The sequence below is a fragment of the Simiduia litorea genome (assembly GCF_042853465.1).
Lineage (GTDB): Bacteria > Pseudomonadota > Gammaproteobacteria > Pseudomonadales > Cellvibrionaceae > Simiduia > Simiduia litorea.
Map to the genome: position 1 here is coordinate 766492 of NZ_AP031497.1, position 17601 is coordinate 784092.

A 17601-nucleotide genomic window follows, 5' to 3' on the forward strand; every position below is an offset into this window, starting at 1 on the left:
AAAAACGCGAGTATGATGTCAGTGAAATAATGTTTTATCAAACTTTCGACAAAAAAATACCTGCACTTGCAGGTATTTTTTTGCGGGCGTTAATTCAAGCAATATTGATAACGTTGATTTCGCCGAGGTGCTTTTCCCTGACGCGCTTGACGATTAGCCAATACACCAAGGCAAGTACCAGCGTCGAGCCAATAAACCAGAGGCTGGAATAGAGAGGTTGCTGAAGGATTAAGCTAAGTTGCCATAAGTTGCTAGCAATCCAGTAGGACAGCATCAGGCTCCAGATTAACGAGAAGCGCAGCCAGCCCGAACCCGCTTCCCGTTGCATGGCACCCAGGGTTGCAACGCAAGGCGCGTATAGGAGTACAAAAGCGAGGAAGCAGAAGGCCGCCCATGCAGACGGGAATAGGTTGCCGATGGGATTGTCGGCGATAAGCGGTACGTCTGCGTCGGCATCGAGCTCCGGCTCTATGCCAAACATGGCTTTGGTGTTGTCGCTGACGCTGGTAAATGCGGCACCCAAATCGCCGATGAAATCAGGCATAGGGACGTCGCTGTCGGCATCGCCATCGGTGTCTTCGCGGGTATAGAGGGTTTGGATGGTGCCTACCATCACTTCTTTGGCAAAGAGGCCGCTGAAGAGGCCGAGTGTGGCTTGCCAGTTATCTTCGCCTATGCCCATGGGGGTGAGTGCTGGTGTTAACTTTTTGCCGATCCAAGCCAGCGCGGAATCTGAGCTACCAGGGGCGCCCCAGCTGCCGTCGGTTTTGACCGCACCCAGGCAAGACAGCACGATCACCACGAGCATAATGCGTTTACCCGCGCGCAGCATGAAGCTGTGCAGCCTGTGCCCAGCTTGGGTGAAAACGTTACGCCATACTGGCCGGCGGTAGGAGGGCATCTCTAAAATAGAGGGCTCGTGGTAGCGCCCAAAGAGGGTTTTGCGCAGTAGCCAAGCTGAGCCTACCGCGACCAGAATGCCAAGTAAGTAGAGTGAGAAAATGGCGAGGCCCGCGTGCTCGGGGAAAAACGCGCTACCGACAAACACATACACAGATAGGCGCGCGCTACAGGACATAAATGGTGCGATAAAAATGGTGGTTAAGCGCGCCGAGGTGGAGCTGAGTGAGCGCGCTGCCATGACCGAGGGCACGTTGCAGCCGAAGCCTACAATCAATGGAATGAACGCTTGGCCGGGCAGGCCGATGCGGCTCATAACGCCGTCGATCACAAACGCGGCGCGGGCTAAATAGCCCGAGTCTTCGAGCCAGCTCATGCACAGGTAGAGTGCGCCAATGACAGGGATAAAGGTGGCGATGAGTTGCAGACCAGCGCCAACACCATCGGCCATAAAGGCGATCAACCAAGCCGGTGAACCTATACTGGCGAGCGCCCAGCGCAGCCCTTCGACAATCCAGCTGCCTAACCAAATATCGAAGAAGTCGATAAAGACCGCACCGAACTGTACCGAGATCATAAATAACAGGTACATCACAAACAAAAAGCTTGGGATTGCGAGCGCTGGGTGTAGCAGCCAGCGATCAATGCGCTCGGTCAGCGTTGGTTGGCCGGTGAAGGTGGTGGCCTTGTCGATCGCGCTAATAAGGCCATCTAAACTGAGTTCACTGCGTTCAAGTGGTTGGCAGGCGCAATCATCGGCACCCTCTGCGGCGGGCGCAGGCGACGAAGTAAGTGCTAACTCAAGAGCCTTTTCTAGGTCTTTCATGCCGGTCTGTTTGGCGGCAGATACCTCCACCAAGCGACCCGCCAAGAGTAGCTTTAGCTCCGTTAAATCCAATTCGAGGCCGTGATCGACTAGCGCGTCCATCATGTTTAGCGCGATGACCACGGGCCGGCCTGTGGCTAGCAATTGCGGAATAAGCTCGGCCTGACGGCGCAGTTGTGTGGCGTCGATGACCAGCAGTATGGCATCAGGTTTGGCGCTTTTGAGGTAGTCGTTGGTGACTTTGGCGTCGATGCTCAATGGGCAGTCAGTGAGCATGTGCACACCGGGCAGGTCAATTAATTCAACCTTTTCAGCGCCGACTTTGAACTCACCGATTTTTTGTTCGACAGTAACGCCGGCCCAATTACCGGTGCGTTGATTAGATTTGGTTAATACATTGAAGAGGGTGGTTTTGCCGCAGTTGGGGCTGCCCACCAAGGCAATTTGTTTCACACTATGACCTAATGGTAAGGGAAAATTAAACGGCCACTTCTATGGCGGCCGCATCTTCCTGGCGGATGGCGTACAAGGCGCCATGTACTTTGGCTTGCAAGGGGCCGCGCCCCTGCGCTTTGTGCAATATTTCGATCGGTGCGCCGGGCGCTATGCCCAGCTGCGAGCAATGGCTATGCAACACTTGGTTGCTACCCTTAATGCTAATGACGCGAGCAGATTGGCGCAGATTGAGCTGATCTAGTGTCACGTTATTGTCCTTCGGCCTAGGCCGATTGAGAAAATGCCAGAAGTAGCTAGTTTACCGGTGATCGAGATGTAAACCAAGATGAGAACCATTATCTTTTGTAATTATTTTCGTGTCTTTGCGTTAGATCAACCCATTTTAAGCCTTGGGCCTAGATTTCTACCAAGTGTCGTCTGCGTCAGTAGGTTACACTGGCGTCGCTTAAGATCCGTCTTTGTAGTTTAACTTTTTGATTTAGAAGGCTTTTTGTGTCTGAATTACCATCCTCAAAACTGCTGTTGTTCACCGCAGCCGCGCTCGTGGCGCTGTCGCCCTTGGCGATGGACAGCTATTTACCTGCCATTCCGGCGCTGGCCGATTACTTGGGGGTGAGTGCCGGAGCCGTGAGTTGGACGGTGAGTAATTTCTTGCTGGGCTTGGCCGCTGGGCAACTCATCGGTGGCGCCATATCGGATCAGAAGGGCAGGCGCCCGGTTGTGATACTCGGCTTAATACTATTTGCCCTAAGTTCTCTTGCGTTGGTGTTCATTGACAGCTTGTGGGCTGCTAACGGTTGGCGCTTATTGCAGGGTTTTAGTGGCGGTGTGGTGATGGTGAGTGCCATTGCCATGGTCAAAGATATTACCCCGCCCGAGCGCTTGGCTGCGCAAATTGCGCAAATCATCTTTGTGGTTATGCTCACACCTATTATCGCGCCGATTATTGGCGCTTCCATGTTGCCCTTGGGGTGGCAGAGTATTTTTTTCTTATCTCTGCTGGCAGCCCTTTTATTGTTAGTGTTGGTTTGGGGTTGGGTGCAAGAGTCGAACGCACACATCACAGGACGGCTCTCCTTACGTGGCGCTTTGGCACAATATGGTTATGTTTTATGGTTTCAGCGCGATGGCGTACACATCGCGCGCTGGCAGGCACTGAGTCTCAGTTGCAGCGCCCTCTTGGGATTGGTATTCGTTACGGCATCTGGGCCCATTATTATGGACGAATATGGTTTGGCGCCGGAGCAGTTTCCCTATGCCTTTGGTGCATTTGCGGTGTCGATATTGGTGGGTAATCGCATTGGTAAATGGCTGGTGGGGCGAGTGGCAGCGCCGATTATTTTCAGACGTGGGGTGTGGTTGCAGCTTGCTGCCATTGCCACTTTGTTGGTTATTTTGTGCTTTATACATCCGCCGCTGTGGTTGGCTTTAGCGCTTATGATGGTGGCCTTTGGAACCGGTGCGGCTATTGGACCCTCCGGCGCATCGATGTTTCTCAATCTGTTAGATAAGCACTTTGGCAGCGCAACAGCATTTGAAACCACGCTTAGGTTTAGTCTTGGCGCGTTATTGGGTAGTTTGGCTACAGCCCTTCCCATCGGCCATTTACTCGCTACAACGGTTATTATGTTTGCGAGTTTGTTGCTCAGCCTCTGGGCTTCCCGCGTGACCCGGCGCTTTTGGTAAAATGTCGCTTCTTTTGTGGAGTGGTTTCTATCGAGCAAGCTTTGTCTATACTTGGAGTTCTTTGAGCTTATGGTGACAACGCAATGATCAGCGCGCCAGACCACCCCTTCGAATCTGCTCGCATGGCAGCGCTAAATGCCTATGACATTCTCGATACCAGCGACGAGGCTGCGTTTGATGAACTCGCTGAAATCGCGGGTGCAATTTGTGGTACAAGTATTTCATTAATTTGTTTTGTTGATTGCCAGCGACAATGGTTTAAATCCCGTGTAGGTCTCGATGCAACAGAAACACCGCGCAGCGTTGCTTTTTGTTCCCATGCGATATTGCAAGAGGAGGTGTTTCAGATCCCTAACGCTCTGAAGGACGAGCGTTTTGCCGATAATCCGCTAGTAACTGGCGACCCCAATATTCGATTTTATGCGGGGGCACCGCTGGTGACGCCCGCCGGTCTACCCATTGGTACGCTCTGTGTCATTGATAGCGAACCCAAAGAACTCAACGAGGTGCAGGCCCGAGCCTTAAAAACGTTGGCCAAACAAGTGGTGGGGCAGTTAGAGTTGCGAATTCACAACCACCGTCAGGTAAAAATTAGTGAGCGTAGAGAGAAAATTTTTTCTGTTATTGCTCACGATCTGCGAGGGCCGTTCAATAGTATTTTAGGTTTTTCTCGCACGCTATCAAAAAAGGCAGAAAATACTTCCCCTGCGCGTATCGCTGACATGGCCAATTCGATCTTGAATTCGTCGCTTAAAGTTTACCAGTTATTGGACGAGCTATTGCAGTGGTCTCAACACCAGTTGGGCGCGTTTGAAGCGCAGCTTGGCGAGTATGGTGTGCTTGAGTTGATTGAGAGCGAAGTGGCGCTATTGCATGACCCGTTGGAATTTAAAGAGCTCAAATTGAGTGTCGAAGTCGCGTCGAATTTGAAAGTCATTGCCGATGCAACCCTGACTAAAACAGTTATCAGAAATCTACTTACCAATGCTTTTAAGTACTCGCCCAAAGGTGGCGAGGTTAAAGTTCGCGCGACGGAAGTCGATGGCGATATTTGCGTGCAAGTGGTTGATCAAGGGGTGGGGTTATCCGAGGCGTTGAAGCAGCAGCTGTTTCGCCATAACCAAACCAGTTCACCGGGCACGGAAGGGGATGTTGGGCACGGCATAGGCTTACACCTCTGTTATGAGTTTATGCAAATGCAGCAAGGTAAAATTTGGTGGCAGGACGTTGCTCAAGGTACATCGATCGCTTTTAGTCTGCCCAAGGTTAGCGGATCAGAGGTGATAACCTAGCCCCGATTTTCCCAGTGCAGTGTATTAATGCTGGCTAATGACTTGGATGGATTGAGCTAGTCAGGCGGCCACGGTATTATAGTGCCTTCGGATGCGTTTTTAGGTCAAGGATATGGCTTGTTTACCCCTGAGGCAGATGATTCATGTCCTCAGATGACTACACAAAGAGCATTAAAGCGCTGCTGTCGCGCGCGGTTAAGCCTAATCATCTCCCGCAAAAAACACTGGATGAGCACTTTGAGTTGTTTTGCCGCGTTATGGAGCGTGGTTTTGCGATTCATACCGGTTCGTCGAACCGTCTGGTTGTTGAGTACTCGCTAACCGATACGGGTTCAAATCGTCAGCTACCTAGGATTCATCCACTGGGTAATATGAGTTTTCGCCTGCCGGAAGCCTGGTTAGAGCCGAGTGACCACTTCCTTTTTTACGACCCCTCCGATGAAACAGACTTCCCGCAGCTGGCGACCTATGACGACGCCAGTAATCGATTTGTCCAAGCTAAGTGGGAAGATCTTGTCGATCTAAATAGGTTGCATGGGCAGCAAATCTTGCCTTTGGCAAAACTCGCCTCGCTGAAAGGTTTGCACTACATAAAAGATATCGCTTGCTTGCAGTTGTTTGAGCTAAATTTCGATCGTCTTTTTGAAACCGATACGATTTTAGCTGAGCATCTTCGCGGCGTACTCGCCGACAAAATGGGGCGTCACGTTGAGGCGTCACGTCATTGGTTGAAGGCATCGCGCAGTGAACAAATTGCGCTGAAGTATTTAGCGAAAAAAGCCGCTAAGTAGCTTTGTTTTGATCTATGAGCCGTTTCTCTATAATGGCACTCGGTTCGGGTTTACCAAACAGGTAGCCCTGCATCTCATCGCAATGTTTATCACTCAAAAAACTCTGCTGTCTATATGTCTCTACACCTTCTGCAACAATTTTCAATTTTAGGTGATGTGCCATGGCGATAATTGTAGAAGCGATGGCGGTGTCGTCAGGATCGTCAGGTATGCCATCAACGAAGGACTTGTCAATTTTTAAAACGTCCATAGGGAGATGTTTTAATCGGCTCAAATTAGAATAGCCTGTGCCAAAGTCATCGATGGCAAGTGTGACGCCTAGGTCTTTCAATTCAACCAGCGTTTCTAGGATGTTTATGTTTTCATCCATAATCATGCTTTCCGTTATTTCTAATTCTAAGAGCCGTGCTGGCAACTGATATTTTTCGAGCACGTTTGCGATGTTTTCAACGAGGTTTTTATCATTGAATTGCCTGGGTGATAAATTGACCGCCATGGTGACATGCGCAATGCCCTTGGCTAGCCACTGGCTGAGTTGCTGGCATGCCGTATCTAACACCCAGTCTCCGAGCGGGGTGATAAGCCCTGATTGTTCAGCTACTGGAATAAATGTGTTTGGTGCAGTTAAGCCTCTAGTGGGGTGTTGCCAGCGAATCAGCGCTTCGAGTCCGATTATCCTACCGGTTTGGTTGTTAATGCGGGGTTGGTAGTAAAGTAAAAATTCTTGTCTCTCTATGCCTTTCCTGATTTCTTGTTCCAGAGTAATACGTTCTACCGCAGTGCGATTCATCTCCTCTGTGTAGTATTTGACATTATTGCGGCCGGTTTCTTTTGCTCGATACATGGCTGCATCGGCATTTCTGATAAGCGTATTGGCCTCTTGCCCATCGTTCGGGTAGATGGCTACACCAATTGAGCAGGTGGCATGAAGTAGGTGGCTTTCAATCTCAAATGGTGCTGCCATTGCATCGAGTATTTTATGAGTAACCACTTCGGCTATGTTGTCTGAGCTGCCATTTAATATGACGAAAAATTCATCGCCGCCTAAGCGCGACACAGTGTCGTTGTCGCGTACACAGCGTAGTAATCTTTCGGCCGCATTTTGTAAAATATGATCTCCAATATGATGCCCTAGGCTGTCGTTAATTGTTTTAAAAGAATCCAGGTCAATAAATATAACGGCGAGTTTTTCCGAGCGCCGTTGGGCATCCGCTATTGATCTGTTTAATCTATCCATGCCCAAAGAACGGTTGGGCAATTTGGTGAGTGAATCATAGAAAGCTAATTGCCTGATCTGCGACTCTCGCTGTTCATGAGTTATGGCTAGAGACGCAACATGCGTCGCCATGTTGATAACACGGCGGTGCTTATCGTTGGGTCTTCGTCGTGTTGAAAAGTAAAGGGCAAAGGTACCTAGCAATTTATTTTGCGAAAAGATGGGTGTTGACCAACAGGCCCGCAAGTTATGTTTGAGTGCTAATTCTTTGTAGTCATCCCAGAGTGGGTCAGTGGCAATATCTTCCACAACAATTTGCTTTCGCAAGTAAGCCGCGGTGCCACAGGAGCCCGCTTTTGGGCCAATACTTTCGCCATTTACAGCTGCGTTGTACTCTGTGGGTAGACTTGGCGCGGCCGCATGTAGTAGTCGATTTCCTCCGGAATCTAACAATAGTATAGACCCATGCATTTCAGGCGATAGCGCTTCAATATCGAGAATTAGCGCCTCTAAACAGACAGCTAGATCAGCGTTTCTCGCGATCAACCCCAGAATATGATCTTGCGCCGCCAGTAGCTTTTCGTTGTAGTGTCGCTCGGTGATATCTCTCACCATGCCAATAAAGTAACGCTTGTCTTCCTGTGAGTTTTCCGCCACGCGAAGTTCCATTTTGAAAATGCTGCCGTCGCGGTGTAACCCTTCGAGCTCATTACTCTTTCCAATGATTTTCGGTTGGCCAGAGCTGAGATAATTCGCGAGATATTGGTCGTGACGGCTGTGATATGGCTCCGCCATCAGCATGTTGACATTTTTACCCACGACCTCCTCGTCTGAGTAGCCGAAAATCTCGCTGGCGGAATGGTTAAAGGTAAGTATTTTTCCTTGCTCGTTGATCGTTATAATACCGTCAATCACGCTATTGAGAATCGCCTGAGTATTTTTAACGCTGCTTTCCAGATCACTTTGGGCTTTCCTTGAATCTGATATGTCAGTATTTGTTCCATACCAAGACATGACATTGCCAGCCTTGTCCTTACTTGCCTCGGCGCGACTCATATGCCACACATAGCGACCGTCATGGGCTCTGATTCTAAACTCTGCTTGAAAGCGATCACCCGTCGTTAAGCAGTGTTGTCCGGTGGCGAAAACGAAGGATTTGTCGTCTGGATGAATATGACGAGACCATGCCCCCGCGAGTAGAGACTCCTGATCTTCGCCAAAATATTCTACGCAGCGTTTATTGACGTAAGTTAGGTTGCCTTTTGCATCCATTGTCCAGACGTGCTGTGGCATTGAGTTGGCGAGCTCTCGAAACATCGCCTCGCTTTCGGCTATCCTTTTTTCGATTGATCGTCGGTTGGAAATATCTTCGAGCGTGGCAACGATATTATTTACTTGACCAATTCTCAGTGTAGAAAACCCGATGGCCGCTGGAAATGTGGAGCCATCGCTACGTCTAGCCATCATCTCGAAACTAATTGCACTGCTACCATGTATTGTATTTTCGCTGGTACTGCACATGAGTAGATTGTTGCCCTCTTCGTTTTCACCCATGATCAGATTAAACGAGGCGTTTAGTAGTGCTTTTCGCGAGTGTCCCGTAATTTTGCAAAGTTGTTTGTTAACCGCCATAAATTTGTAGTTGGAATTGATGAACATCATGCCGCAGGGTGCGGCATCAATTAGTGCGCCGAGTTGCTCCCTTTGATCTGTCTCTAAGCTATTTTGATCTGCCTTTCTGCGGCGCTGAAGAAAAATTAGGGTGCTAATGAGTGCACCAAAAATTGCGAGCGTAGATGATACCGCCCACGCGGATGTTAAGCCTAATGCTGCGTAAAACTGTCGTGTAGGGAAGGCCTTAAGTTGCCAATGGCGGCCGGCCAAAGATACCTTGGTTGTATGGCTAATTATTTGGCCGCGCTTTGTTCCGAATAACCACTTTTTGGGTGGTGTAATCGCTCTGTTTTTTTTGCTGTTAAAGTTTAGACCTAACTCTGTGACTTCAACGGCTATGTGACTGCCGACATTATCAATACCGTTAAATAAATCTTCAATAAACAAGGGCGCCACTACCCAGCCTTGGTTGACGCTTTCAGGATCTAGCCTGTAGGCAAGAACGGCAATATAGTCAGGTGAATTGTGTAAAAATATGTCCGTTGATTTAAGCGGGGGTGTTATTTGAAAGGTATTCGTTGCACTTGCCTTGTCGAAGGTTGCACGACGCTTTTCTTCCGAACCCAGATCCAAGCCGAAGACGTCGCTGAAGATGGTTACAGGTGCTAAATATTGGGCAATGTATCTCGCGTCAGGATGAGGGTTGAATTGGCGAAACGAAAATGTGGAATTTTCCTGTAGTGCTTGTTCGATAAACGCAGATTGTTGTTCCTCTGTGACGCGTTTGACCACCCCAAAGGCACGGATGCTGGCGAACTCTGTCGGGAGGTCCCGAGATTGCATGTATTGATCGAATTTCTGTTGGTCGAAGGTTTCTGCACCGGCAACAACGGCGCCCCTCAAACCACGTAAGCCGTGTTCGACGGCAAGAAACTCAGCGCGCCACTGTTGAGCCAGCAGCTCACCCATGTGATCGAGCTTTTGGTTTACCAAGCTTTCGTTTAAATAGGCCGTGTAGATACCCCCAGAAAAACTAAGCGTAAGTGTTAGAGCACAGCATAGAAGAGTGTACTTGGTGGTAAACATAGCTTTCCAAGGTGCATGTATTAAAAGGAACGACGGCCATGTTAGAGACTAGTTCAAAAATGCACTCTGGGTGGCATCTCGACACCTCAGTGCCTGTTGTGTGGTCGCATCAGTGGTGTGGTGGCGAGGTTCATATTCTCGTCGCTGAGACGTGGTGATAGCTTTAAATCTGTAACAAAAACATATGGTTACGTAAAATAAACTGTGGTGGGCTTATCGCTAAAGGTGTCGCGGGCGGGTTTGTTGGTTAGCTAAATTGGCGCTGCTTGGTTCGGATGAAATCAGCGCTGGAGCAGGCATCGATAGTCGCTAAGCGAGCATCGATGTCAGCCGTGGGCCAGTTCGGATGGTTAAACGTTTAGTTGGCAACTGTCGCCCTGTTTACTCGCTTGGGAGAGCGGGCAGCTGAAGCTCACTGAAAGCGGTATCTTGCCCTGGCTACGATTGAAATCGCAGTGTAATTGCCAGCGATTATCCACGCATTCAAAGCGTATTTCAGCGAAGCCATCGCCGGGGTAAAAGTTCGAGTTTACCCGAATGGGTATTTCACCCGCACTGGTTTGCAGCGTTAAGTTATCGTCTTCGGCGAATTCCTCCGGTTTTGTATTCACGAAGGGAATTGGTGAGTAAAGACCTGAGCTGTGGATAGAATGAATAACGTGCGGGCCTTGTGGGTGTTGGATTTCTATCTGTGCGTGACAGGAAATATGTTCGTCGCCGGAAACGAACAGAAGGTTTGAAATTTGCTGTTCGGCGATGAGTGTAAGTAGTGCTCGTTGCTGCATGGGGTAGCCGTCCCAGGCGTCGGATAGTGCTGACGCACCTAGGCCTGTGGTTGATCTGAGCCGTCTCGGCAAAAATATTGAACCGGTGGAAATGACCTTAGCTGCATCGCTTGGTGTCGCCTTGAGCCAATCGGTGAGCGCGCGGTATTGTTCGGTGCTCATGATTTCTGCGCTAGCGTTTAGAGTAGATCGCCCCGACCGCTCGGTGCGTGCATCGGCAAAAAAGAAGTAAATATTGTTGTGCTCAGCGGTTTGCCAAAGCGGTAGTGCTGCCAGTTGCTGTGACTGTTGGAAGTGCCAGCGCTGAGGTAGAAATACCGAATGACGCTGAAATCGCAAATAGCTTTCGCGCCCGGGCTTTACGTGTACAAAATTTCGCTGGCGGCCAGCTTCGAGATCCCAATCGTTCGCAATTTCGTGGTCGTCGGGCATCATGTAGGTGGGAAGTTGGCGCAACACCTGCCTTACGTCCGGTTGCCCTAGCCAAGTCTGATAGGGCTCGACATATCGGTGGTGATAAGATTGAGGGTCTAACACACCGGCGGTTGGGTCGACGTAAACTTGATCCCCTAAAAGCAGCATCAGCTGGGGCGGATGAGATTGCGCCAGGCGCTTGGCTAGGCGTTTGTAGCTGGTAAATGCCGGTTGTTGGTCCGTTAGTGTTGCAGGAAATTGGCAGGCCGCGACGACAAAAGAAAATGTGTCTGAGCTCATGGGGCGCTGGCTAATTTGACCGCACTGCCTCAGTTGGTTTGGTTGACCGATAGCGCTATTGTAAGCGGCTATAAATTGTTCATCGGTCAATAGCTTGTTGAGGTGCTGCGCCGTGATTATCTGATAGGGACTGTGTTGCGCTACCAGCAAGTCCATTAGATTGTTCGGGTGCGGCGCTGATAGGGGTAGCGCTTGCGTTGTACATTGATGGTCGTAAATAAAAAAACTTTGCCAGATGCTGTCACGGGTTTCGCTTGCTCGTCCTTCTAGGGTTAGCTTTAGCCATTGATGCCGCATCCCCTTGGTCGATAACAAATGAAAATGTTGGTTTAAGGTTTTATCGTTAAGTGCCCGATCAAATGGTGAGAGCGGTTCACCTGTAGCATCAACCTCAACAAAAAGTACCCAGTCAGGTCTAGATTCTGATAGCTGTGTGCCTAGCATGATGGGCAGGTGGCCGTTAACGGCAGGGCCGAGTACTGGCCCTAAACTGGGTAGCGAAAAAGTATAGTTTTTTGGGGGCGTCGTTATTGTTTTGGTTTCTTTTCTTGTGGCTATGCTACCTGAACTTTTGTCGAAGAACTGCTCAATCCGTTTGAAAACGTCAGCGCAGCCATTGCCGATGAGCAGATCTTGGTGACCGAAGTTTGGAAATATATGGTTTTGATATTCGCCTTTTGCATGCGTCATGGCTAGTTCGAGTAGTGCTGCAGTGCCGACGTCGGCCAGTCCGCTTTTGGCGCCGTGTAAACTCAGTGTGTTGCAGAGCCAGCGACTGCGAAAGTTTTCTGGCACAGCGTACACATTCTCGCCTTCAAAGTTAGTGATTTGCTCTTGAAAGGCAAAGTGAATAGTTTGACTGAGGGTGCCCATGGAAAGCGGGCCAAAAATATCGTCGATATGTTCGAGTAGCTTGTCTGAAACATTGTCGAGAGAAAAGGCTTGGCCGTAGAGCGCGTCGATGCGGCGACGCGTTGCCGACCACTGGATACGCTTCCATGAAATGATAGGGTTTTCTCTGCTGAATTCCTGCTCGGGATAAGGTAGTACTTGCAGGGCGCGATCAAGAAGCGATTCCAGTGTTGAAGGCACATCCTTTGGCTTAAAGGAGAATGGTAGGTTGCCCATGAGATGGCGCAGGTTTTTTAGCAGATAGCCCCGGGTCATATTCATCGGGCTAAAGGAAACTCTGGGCCCAACTTGCGTGAGTACCAGATTTCGAATCCTGCTGGGCAGCTGTTTGCGCTCCTTGAAATACGGTGCGCCGGGCTCGGGGGAGGTTAAGATCGCCATACTTAACATGGCTGAGCCCATGCAGTGGGCGATGATGTCGCATTGCGTTTTTTGTGTGGTGTGTAATATATGGCTTAGCGCCAAAGGAATGTCTTGGAATGCGACATCTTCAAAGCGCCACGGCAACATGGCCGATAAAAAACCACACGATGTTCGCAGGTCCACTAGCCAAATATCACGCTTGCGCTTGTGGAAATAACTGGCCGCACAATTAGCGATGGCGGGGTGCGCCCAGGTGGTACTAGAGGCGCTATAGCCGTGTAGCATAATTAATGGTGGCTCGTCGCTGGCGGTGTTTCTATAACGGGTTAACCGAATGTTAATCGGCAAACCATTGTCTAAAGTGGCAACGGTTAGCTCGGTCATTTCCGGCGCGGGTAGGCCTTTTATTTTTCCTGCAAATCGCTGGGGTTGTTTTTCGCTCGATGCATCTGGCAGCCTAAAGGTGAGTAAGTGCGTGCTAATCATTAGGCGTGCAAAGTAGGCGTAGAATGAACAGAGGTCAGCGAACGCTTGTACCAAATTTTGGTGTTGGGTAATACTGACTAAGGGTTGGTTGTTGCGTGCAATGTTGCGATTGTCGAAGGATAAAACGGCTGGCTTAATTCGCGCGATTAAACCAGGAAAGTGTATAAGCGTTATATCCGATAATTGCCTAACGGGGTTGGCGCGGCGATTGTAGGTAATTGTTTTTGCACCGGTAATTAAATACTTGTCGCTATTATCGTCAAACGCCGAAAATTCACTTGGCCAACCTGCATCAGGTTTATGTACGGCTAGTTCATATTGAAATAATCGCGCTTCGCCGGCATAGCTTGTTAACTTCAACAAATTTTTTGCTTTGTCGTACACGCTCATGGATGAAGCACTTGTGCTGGCGGGTCGAAAGCTCTGCAAGATATCGCGTATGCCTCTATTTAATGCCCATGCTTTGAAGCCTCGCCAATAGCGCTGTTTGGCGCTCAGTGGTGCTCGTTGCATGACGTCAAGCTGGCCACTGATAGGCGCAACAATGAGGGCGGCTTGTTCAAACTCGGATTCGCTAGCGCGGCGTGTGGTGAGCTGGTGCCACATTGTGGGGTTGTATAAGCGAAGGTAGCTATTGGGTTTATTGCCGTCGCGCTCGCAATTGACTTCAGACACTCTGTTTTGCGTACTGCCGTTTCCGGCACCGGCGTAAAAATCGCTGAGCGCTTTGTCTTTGAATTTTAGTGTTAGTTCTGCAACGAACGCTTTCTCGCCTGTTGAAGTAGCTAAATGGATTTCACCGCTTAGCCGTTCATTGACTTCAATTTTAGTGGGGGTAAGCGTTTCGTGAATGTTGGTTTCGCGCCAAAGAGGTCTTTGTGTGGCGATGGGCTCTAGGTTTACGCAGGCTATGTTGTTGTGCAGATAGCCCCATTGCGCGCATAACATTTCGCTGGCGCGGAGGGCTAAAGCACTGATGGTCAATGCTGGATTAATGCCGAGCGCGCTCGGCATAATAGCGCCATCTAATACCACCAGCCCGTCGTGTATACCGCCCACGGCATCAGCATTAAAAACTTCACCGAGATGATTTACCACGCCCTGCTCGATGCTATCGGCCATGGCGCAACCCCCCAATGGGTGCACGGTGAGTAGCGGGCCTTTTGGTGCACCGTAGAGTTCGCTTAATTCCCTAGGCAGAGCTGACCAAGCTGGATTGCTGAGAAGGTTACCTTGAATCGAATTGTCAGCAAGCTTTTTAAGTGTATTAATTTGATGAGTAAAAAGTGGTTTTTCTTTAACGCTTGGCCAGTGTACTTGTAACTCGCCTTCGGCAAATAATTTGTCTTTGGGTGATCTGAGTTCGAGTTGGCCATCGGCATCATCATCACCCATGATGGCGTACAGGGATGTGTGATTTAAATCATGTCGATTGAGCGAAAAGGGATCGTCCACGACTGGCCCGCTGGTGTGGTCTTTTTTATCCCAAAGTCCCAGCGCGTGCAGTCCATTACTGGAGGTGTAAAGTTCAGAAAATAATTGCGACAGTGAGTTCGGTACCGCCATCTCTTCAATGAGTACGCCGGAGGACTTACGCAAATCTAAAATGCCCGTAATGGTAGGTCCAACCTGTCTCTCACTTGGCTTCAATTCTGGCCAGGCGATAGCTTGGGCCAGTAAGTTTTGTTTAAAGCCCACAGCGATAGCATCGCCATTACCGGAAAACCCTTGACCGAGCTGCTCGGAAAACTGTAATCGCTCGGTGGCCGAGCGCATGAGTATTTCTGTCGAGCCGAGGCTACCGGCGGCGAGAATCACTTGCTTTGCTCGCAAGTGAGTTACCTCTGCTTGACCTTGGCGTAACTTATCGTTGGTTAGGTGGCAGTGCACTCGCCAGCCAGTGCCGGATTTTGCGTCTGGCTCTAATTTATTGACGCTGACGCCGGCATAGATTTCAACGCCCTTGTGTTTGGCTTGGGCTAAGAGGTTTAGGTCTAGTGAATTTTTCGCCCCTTGATTACAACCGGTAACACAGTCGCCACAGTGGTTGCAGGCAGACATCTCAATGCCCGCTTGGTTTGGCCCATTTTGCATGGCCGTGGTGACTGGCGCCTCTGAGCAATTGGCAGGTGCTAAGGCTTGTAAGCTGCGGTATTTTTCAGGAATTTTCCCGCTTGCACTGATACTGTTGGCGATAGCGCTGTCGCTGCTACTGGCCGCGCCCACGAGCGCTCTGGCCTTAACAAAATCTAATGGCGTGCCATTGTGCAATGCTTTTGGCCAGCGCTGATCAAATACGTCGGGTAGTGGTGCTGCCATGATGCCGGCGTTGATCAGTGAGCCGCCACCGATGCCATTGCCGGTAAGTACATTGATATCGCCATTGATGCGTAAATCGAATAAGCCATGGCTTTGGCCGAAGCGATTGGCGCCTGCGAGACCGCGAACATGGGCCGGTAGTTCGGCGAGATCTTTAGGAAACATACCAGTGAGGTATTCATCGCCGCGCTCGAGCAAGCCGATGCGCAGTGGTCGGCCGTTGTGCTGACGGCCGGCGAAGGTGTTGGCGGCAATGGCACCGCCGTAGCCGCTACCGACAATGAGGATGTCAAAACTAAGGGCTTGTTCTTGCCCTTGCGCCTGCTCTATGAAATTTTCAAATCGTTCTGAGATCCACTGACTAGCGCGGGGCATGAGTTCTTCCTTGGTAAATCGTTGTGTTATTCCGTGACAGCGAGATTACAGGCAACCGCGATAGCGTCTTCGAGTACCGGTGCGGCAACAGGTTTATGCAGTAGTTTTATACCGGCCTCATTCGCCTCGCGTAAACGGTCTGGCGCGGTATCTCCGCTGATCAAAATGGCCGGTAATTTTGGATAGATGGCGCGTAGGTTGCGAACCGTTTCGATGCCGTTATCTTCTCCGCGTAAACGAAAATCTGCCAATAGAATGTCGGGCTTTTCTGTGAGTGCGGCTTTGAGGGCAGACGCCGTACTGTCGGCGATATCCACTGTCGCGCCAAACGTTTCTAGCAGTGCCTGCATGCCCAAACCCACTTCCATTTCGTCATCGACGACGAGAATGCGCAGATTATCCCAAGAGCTGATGACCTTTGGCTTTAGCTGTGGAACTTGTGGCGCGGCCGCGCTTATAGGCAGGGTTAACGATACCCGCGTGCCGTCGTTTGGTACCGAGTAGAGCGAAAACTGAATATTGAGGAGTTTCACTAAGCGTTTGACGATAGCCAAGCCTAGGCCAAGCCCTTTGCGTCTATCGCGCTCTGGATTTTCCAGTTGGTAAAATTCCTCAAATACCCGCTGCTGCTCTGCTTTTGGAATGCCGCGTCCTGAGTCGACCACCGACACGGTGACGACTTCTTCTTCAGCATTGATTGAGAGCATAATTTTGCCCTCTTTGGTGTACTTAATGGCGTTTGATAATAGGTTGCGCAGAATTCTTTCGAACAAAATTTCATCGGTGTCGACAAATACATCGACGTAACAATCGAGCCAAATACTTAAACCCTTTTCTTCGGCTGCTGGGCTAAATTCTATTTGTAAGCGCTCGGCCATATCGAGCAAGTTAAAGGTTTGGCGGTTGGTCGTCACCACTCCCGCGTCTAATTTCGAGATGTCGAGCAGTGAGTCGAGTTGCGACGCTAAGGCGCCAAGCGCAGTTTCCATGTGGCCGACAATATCGCGAGCTTCGTCGTCGAGTGGGCGCTTACTGAGTGCCGTACCGAAAAGTGACAGTGCGTGAATGGGCTGCCGTAAATCGTGCGAGGCCGACGCGAGAAATCGCGTTTTGGCGGAGGAGGCCGACTCGGCTTGTTCTAACACGCTTTGCAGCTGCACGTTAACCGCTGATTGAGCGAGGCGCTCGCGATAAGAGCGTTCGAAAATAGAAAAACCATTGCCGGCAAGTTTGATCAGTAGTGGTAGGTAGCAAATGATGAGTAATGCACCGGAAATTGACGGCCAGTCGTACACGGGCTGCCAACCATGCATACCCCAAACCACAGCAGCTAATCCAAGCGTCGGCAAGGTGTAGGCCAGAATAATGGGTTTGTAACCGGCCGTGGTTGCCACGGTAATAGAGCTGGTGCCCATCAATATCATGGTGACGACGGCGCGTTCTAGCTCGGAAAAATAGTTAAAAGCGAGCAGTGGCATGCCGTGCACCACTCCATTGCAAACCGATACCCAGGTTGCGAGGTGAAGTTTTTTCTGGTCGCTAAGAGAAGGATAAGACGGTAGGCGCATAAACACCTGAGTACGAACCACCAATAGCAGCATGGCGAGGGCTATCCAGCCACCCCAAATCCATTGCGGCAAGCTGTCAGCCGCAAACGTAGCAATCATACAAAGTGCAATGGCTAGGGGGACGAGCGTGAGTCTGCCCTGTTGGGCCAGCATCCGAATCAGTTCGGCCTCAATATTTTGCCCATCTGGGGAGCTAGATCTATCCATGTATA

8 protein-coding genes are annotated in these 17601 nt (G+C 50.1%); 3 read left to right on the forward strand and 5 right to left on the reverse strand.

Translation table 11 applies throughout. The features are described from left to right. Positions 1 to 94: 94 nt before the first annotated feature. Entirely contained in the window at positions 95 to 2179 is a 2085-nt protein-coding gene (feoB, locus tag ACGHTT_RS03435) for a ferrous iron transport protein B (RefSeq protein WP_390593507.1), read from the reverse strand. A gap of 25 nt (positions 2180 to 2204) precedes the next feature. Beyond that, positions 2205 to 2429, reverse strand: coding sequence for a ferrous iron transport protein A (locus ACGHTT_RS03440; RefSeq protein WP_390593508.1), 225 nt, complete (start codon positions 2427 to 2429; stop codon positions 2205 to 2207). 245 nt (positions 2430 to 2674) lie between these two features. On the opposite strand from ACGHTT_RS03440, the gene ACGHTT_RS03445 reads away from it, so the two are divergent. The 3 genes from ACGHTT_RS03445 to ACGHTT_RS03455 all read left to right on the forward strand — a co-directional run bounded on the left by ACGHTT_RS03445 (position 2675) and on the right by ACGHTT_RS03455 (position 5951). Then, entirely contained in the window at positions 2675 to 3868 is a 1194-nt protein-coding gene (locus ACGHTT_RS03445; protein ID WP_390593509.1) for an MFS transporter, read from the forward strand. An 83-nt stretch (positions 3869 to 3951) separates the two neighbouring features. Beyond that, positions 3952 to 5160 carry an ATP-binding protein gene (locus ACGHTT_RS03450; protein WP_390593510.1) on the forward strand — a complete coding sequence of 403 codons (1209 nt, stop codon included), beginning with the start codon at positions 3952 to 3954 and terminating at the stop codon, positions 5158 to 5160. Between the two features lie 143 nt (positions 5161 to 5303). Further along, the gene (locus tag ACGHTT_RS03455; RefSeq protein ID WP_390593512.1) at positions 5304 to 5951 is read left to right on the forward strand and encodes a hypothetical protein; all 648 of its coding nucleotides are present in this window, start codon (positions 5304 to 5306) and stop codon (positions 5949 to 5951) included. On the opposite strand, the gene ACGHTT_RS03460 is transcribed toward ACGHTT_RS03455, so the two are convergent. The 3 genes from ACGHTT_RS03460 to ACGHTT_RS03470 all read right to left on the reverse strand — a co-directional run bounded on the left by ACGHTT_RS03460 (position 5944) and on the right by ACGHTT_RS03470 (position 17596). Continuing rightward, on the reverse strand, positions 5944 to 9867 hold the full coding sequence (locus ACGHTT_RS03460; RefSeq protein WP_390593515.1) for an EAL domain-containing protein: 3924 nt from the start codon (positions 9865 to 9867) through the stop codon (positions 5944 to 5946). The two genes, ACGHTT_RS03455 and ACGHTT_RS03460, sit on opposite strands and share 8 nt — an antisense overlap. Before the next feature lie 350 nt (positions 9868 to 10217). Beyond that, a complete protein-coding gene (locus ACGHTT_RS03465) occupies positions 10218 to 15821 on the reverse strand; it encodes an alkaline phosphatase D family protein (protein WP_390593516.1) in 5604 nt (1867 codons plus the stop codon). 26 nt (positions 15822 to 15847) lie between these two features. Then, positions 15848 to 17596 (reverse strand): ATP-binding protein, encoded by a 1749-nt coding sequence (locus ACGHTT_RS03470; RefSeq protein WP_390593517.1) that lies wholly within the window; start codon positions 17594 to 17596, stop codon positions 15848 to 15850. Positions 17597 to 17601: the final 5 nt, after the last annotated feature.

Excerpts from the sequence above, each read along its gene's own strand:
- ACGHTT_RS03470 (WP_390593517.1), bottom strand. The coding sequence starts at position 17,596 with ATGGATAGATCTAGCTCCCCAGATGGGCAAAATATTGAGGCCGAACTG.
- ACGHTT_RS03460 (WP_390593515.1), bottom strand. The coding sequence starts at position 9,867 with ATGTTTACCACCAAGTACACTCTTCTATGCTGTGCTCTAACACTTACG.
- ACGHTT_RS03455 (WP_390593512.1), top strand. The coding sequence starts at position 5,304 with ATGTCCTCAGATGACTACACAAAGAGCATTAAAGCGCTGCTGTCGCGC.
- ACGHTT_RS03465 (WP_390593516.1), bottom strand. The coding sequence starts at position 15,821 with ATGCCCCGCGCTAGTCAGTGGATCTCAGAACGATTTGAAAATTTCATA.
- ACGHTT_RS03450 (WP_390593510.1), top strand. The coding sequence starts at position 3,952 with ATGATCAGCGCGCCAGACCACCCCTTCGAATCTGCTCGCATGGCAGCG.